Here is a 4,593-nt window from a genome sequence, read left to right as displayed (position 1 = left end):
CTGTACTGAGTCAGTCATACCCGTTAAGTCGAACTCTAAAAACAGCAACAATGACACACTAGACTGGTATTTGTATCGTTGCCGTCACTTGGTAGAAAACGCTTTTGCTAGGTTGAAACATTTTAGGGGCATTGCCACGCGATATGATAAGCTCAAAGATAGCTATGCAGCGGCGGTAATGCTCGCTTGTGTCTTTATCTGGTTGCCCCTGATTTGAATTCTATACACACCCTAGTAATAACTTTCGCATTCTTGATGGATGCTACTGAGATGTTTGATAAGTCTTCATCTAAATTATCTAGGAACGTTTCTCGCTTTTTAGTGATGAAAGGCACATTGCTAGCCAAATCTCCTTTTAAGCTAATTAGATCTTGAGCATAATCACTGTTTCTTATTACATCTACTTTAAGACGTCTTATGAAATCATCGTAATTGTTTCTAGGATAACCGAACTGAGTAAGCTTCCCTTCAACTTCCTTATTAATATGCTCGGATTGAATAAAACGTATTTGCCCTGCCATAACAGCAGATTCTAGTCCATCCCATAAACTTGTAAAAGAATCATTAGGGTAATAACGATAGCATATATCTAGTAACGCATTAGTATCCACACAACACATTAATGTCATTATGTAAAAGCCTTCTTCTCTAGATGGTCTAGATCACTCATTTTTTCAATACCTAGAATTCTCATAGCACTACCTAAACTCAGTGCATCCTCCCAAACGGCTGAAAACACTTGCTGAATATAAATCTTACCAAAATGATTATAGGTAGTGTGTTTTTTATAACTGACTCTAAAACCACTATCCTTTTCATCCATTTCTTTCTGCTTATTAGCAAAATATGTATTTAATTCGTTCTGTGAGATTTTTCCTATTTGCTTTAACTGTATAGCGATAGCATCATAACTGACTTTAATAGCTTTTCGAATGTACGCAATATTCTCAGTTAATTGCTTTTTTTCATCGTAAATTTTATTTATAACTGAAGTAGGAACTAATACATGGCCTGCTACTTCATTACAATAACTTTCAGTACTATTATCAGCTTCTAAGATATGACCATCTAAAGCACTTTGTCTTAGACCTAAATGTACTAGTTCATGAATTAAAGTAAAGAGCTTTCTCGATGGAGTCTGACCAGATGTAATAATAACTATAATAGGTAATACGTCATAGTAAAGAGATAAACCTTCTGAACCGATACTAAGTCTAGATTTCTCTAGAACTAAAATATCTTTTTTCTCTAATAATAAGCGCCATGATTTATAGTAGTCGCTCCCCTCAACAGTCAGACGAGCGTTATCCACATCTAGGAAATCTCGAATACGTTGAGCATCTTCCTGTGCATCATTCCCTAATAAGCTTAACTGGAAGTCTCCAAGATTTTCTTCGATAGCATCGTATACATGTAATAGATTCTCTCTATCTTTATAAACTTCACTGATTAGCTTATTTAGCTCATATAAATCCTCATCATCTGAGTTTTTATCTGAGTAGTTTCTATGATCAATATACTTTGGAATATTTTTACTATAGAGCTTATCCATTGTGAGATAATGGGTAGGTACAATCAGTATTTTGGCAATACTCTCTAATTGTTTCACAGTGAAAACTTCGGATTCTGTTTCACCTATGAGAACTTTCTTCAAATTAGTATTCGATTTTTTGGCAAGCAAATCTACAGATAGCGACATCTGTTTTCGATAATGAGTTAAAGCTTTAGGAGAATGTGTCACTAGCTGACGACTTGCCATATATGTCTATAGTTCCTAATCAAATAAAAGTAAAAATATAATTAATATTATATCTTTATTTATAGCTCAAGTTTGTAAATGTGTTATTTTAATTTAACCCACCGTCACTTTTGCATAAGCCTTTTTGCCAGCCTGAATCACGACCGTCTGACCTGAGGTTAAGCTAAAGCCACCATCAACGACTTCGCCATCTACTTTGACTGCGCCACGTTTTACCATGTCTTTGGCTGCTGAGTTGTTTTTGGTCAGTCCCGCTTGGTTTAGAATTTGCGTGATAAATAACGCATCCTGTCCTTCTAAATCTAAGGTAATTTCTGGCAAGTCAACTGGTAGCTCGCCATCTGCTAAGACGTTACCGGCAGATTTGTGGGCATTGGCAGCGGCATCAGCGTCATGGAAGCGCTCGATTAACTCTTCGGCTAAGATACGTTTGATTTCTTGTGGATTGCGACCGCCTTCCATTTCATTCATTAAGCCTTCAATTTCTTCCATTGGCTTAAAGCTTAAAAACTCAAAGTAACGGCGAATCAAAGTATCCGGCATTGATAACAGTTTTTGGTACATAGTACCTGGTGCATCATAAATACCAACATAGTTGCCCAATGATTTAGACATCTTGTTGACACCATCCAACCCTTCTAAGATTGGTACCGTGATGCATACTTGCGGCTCTTGACCGTAGCGGCCTTGTAGCGTGCGACCCATCAAAATATTGAAGGTTTGATCAGTACCACCCAGCTCAACATCCGCTTTTAGGGCGATAGAATCATAACCTTGCACCAGCGGATACAAAAACTCATGTATGGCAATCGGCGTTTGTGCTGCATAGCGTTTAGAGAAATCATCGCGCTCAAGCATACGTGAGACGGTCAATTGGCTAGAAAGCTGAATCATGTCACCCGCTGACATATCCTTGAACCATTCGGAGTTAAAGACAATCTTGGTTTTTTCTTTATCCAAAATTTTAAAAACCTGTTCAGCATAAGTCTGCGCATTAACTTTGATTTGCTCATCGGTCAATGGCGGACGTGTGCTGTTTTTGCCAGAAGGGTCGCCAATTTTGGCCGTATAATCACCGATTAAGAAATAAATCTCATGACCCAAGTCTTGAAAATGCTTAAGCTTATTGATCAACACAGTATGACCTAAGTGCAAATCAGGTGCCGTAGGGTCAAAGCCTGCCTTGATGCGCAATGGGCGGTTCAGTTTCAACTTCTTAACCAAATCCTCTTCAGATAGGATTTCCTGTGTACCGCGTTGAATTAAGGCAAGTTGTTCTTCTAGGGTGTATGTATGCTCAGTCATGAGAGTCTCTATATTGTCTTTATTAAAGGGTTACAGCGTTTGAATGATTTAGAATCTCGTCGCTGTCAAAAGATGTTAGAATTTGGCAGATATATTAGCGTTTTTTAAGGTAAATTGCCATGACTAAGCTGCTGCCTGCAGATGAGAGAAAAGATACTTCTGATTTTAGTGCTGTCGCTGACAGACAGACTGAGTTGGGGTCCGATATAGAATCAGACTTTTTATCACTGTCCGATACGCTTGAGCAGACCCTTTTTGAAAGTTTTGACGATGGTCTGTATATTGGTATGATGTCAGGAACCAGCTTGGACGGCATGGATGCTGTACTATGCCGCTTTTATGATGATACAACGACACCCATGCAACTGGTAGCGAGCTACAGTCAGGATTTTCCGCAGCGCCTACGTGAGGTTCTGTTGGCTTTGTGCCAGCCCAAAGGTGTGAGTCAGTTAACGCCAACTGACGATGAGCCCAATAGCGAGCTGGACTGGTTTGGTTGGGCAAGCAAACAGTATGCTGAGTTTGCCAGTGATGTGGTCAATACGCTACTAAAACAATCAAATATAGATGCCGATGCCGTACTGGCCATTGGCTGTCATGGTCAGACCGTGCGCCATCGTCCGCAGATGGGATTCACATTGCAATTAGTCGATGCCAATATCATCGCTGAGCGTACAGGTATCAGTGTGGTTAGTGATTTTCGTCGTCGTGATATGGCCGTTGGTGGTCAAGGTGCGCCATTGGTACCAGCATTTCATCAAGCACTGTTTGTCACGCATGACAGTACACGCGTGTTATTGAACTTGGGCGGTATTGCCAATATTACCGTTTTGCCTGCCAATGGAAAAGATCAAGTTATTGGCTACGATACTGGGCCAGCCAATTTATTATTGGATGCATGGTCATTACTACATACTGGTAAAGATTATGATGCAGATGGTGCATGGGCGCAGTCGGGACAAGTGATTGAGCCATTACTTAACCAACTGTTGGAACATCCATTTTTTATAAAACCTTATCCCAAAAGTACGGGGCGTGAAGATTTTAATTTGGCATGGCTACAAGATGAGCTGAGTACATTTGAGTCAAAAGATACTGGCACAAGCTGCTCAGCCACCGATATACAAGCAACGCTCACTGAATTGACCGCCATTACTGCTAGTATGCAAATCAAACCTTTTGTAGAACAACGTGATAGTGCTGTATATATTTGCGGTGGCGGCGCGCTCAATGCCTATTTGTTGACGCGGTTGCAAGCTCACTTACCACAATGTAAGGTGACGACGACTGCCGAGTTAGGCCTAGATCCTACATGGGTAGAAGCCGTTGCTTTTGCATGGCTAGCTCAGCAAACTTTAATGGGAGAAACGGGTAACCTGCCTGCGGTTACTGGCGCAAGTAAAAATGTGGTACTGGGGCAAGTCTGTTTTGCTTAGTGAGCTGTTTATTCTAATGCTGGCTAAAGTTTAATTTTAGCTGGCATTGCTATTGATACAACGACTTTACTTATCGTAATTTATTGAAAATTT

Annotated in this window: 5 protein-coding genes; 2 read left to right on the top strand and 3 right to left on the bottom strand. The window is 40.1% G+C overall.

The genetic code is table 11. From position 1 onward, the window contains the following. Positions 1-217 (top strand): transposase (locus ACT3RN_RS14620; protein WP_444518755.1); only part of this gene is annotated, 217 nt, incomplete at its 5' end. Here ACT3RN_RS14620 and ACT3RN_RS14615 read toward each other — a convergent pair. From ACT3RN_RS14615 to tyrS, 3 genes are all read right to left on the bottom strand, one after another. After that, the gene (locus ACT3RN_RS14615) at positions 195-611 is read right to left on the bottom strand and encodes a DUF4411 family protein (protein ID WP_192992669.1); all 417 of its coding nucleotides are present in this window, start codon (positions 609-611) and stop codon (positions 195-197) included. The genes ACT3RN_RS14620 and ACT3RN_RS14615 overlap by 23 nt on opposite strands. 17 nt (positions 612-628) lie before the next feature. Next, positions 629-1,759 carry an ImmA/IrrE family metallo-endopeptidase gene (locus ACT3RN_RS14610; RefSeq protein WP_192520163.1) on the bottom strand — a complete coding sequence of 377 codons (1,131 nt, stop codon included), beginning with the start codon at positions 1,757-1,759 and terminating at the stop codon, positions 629-631. Between the two features lie 93 nt (positions 1,760-1,852). Then, positions 1,853-3,064, bottom strand: coding sequence for a tyrosine--tRNA ligase (tyrS, locus tag ACT3RN_RS14605; protein WP_192520162.1), 1,212 nt, complete (start codon positions 3,062-3,064; stop codon positions 1,853-1,855). A gap of 119 nt (positions 3,065-3,183) precedes the next feature. Between tyrS and ACT3RN_RS14600 the strand changes: the two genes are divergently transcribed. Then, entirely contained in the window at positions 3,184-4,500 is a 1,317-nt protein-coding gene (locus tag ACT3RN_RS14600; protein ID WP_192520161.1) for an anhydro-N-acetylmuramic acid kinase, read from the top strand. Positions 4,501-4,593: the final 93 nt, after the last annotated feature.

Source organism: Psychrobacter sp. AOP5-GZ1-6 (genome assembly GCF_052376345.1).
In the GTDB taxonomy this organism is placed as follows: Bacteria; Pseudomonadota; Gammaproteobacteria; order Pseudomonadales; family Moraxellaceae; genus Psychrobacter.
The sequence above is the reverse complement of the archived record's forward strand: the minus strand, read 5'-3'. Positions and strand labels throughout refer to the sequence as shown.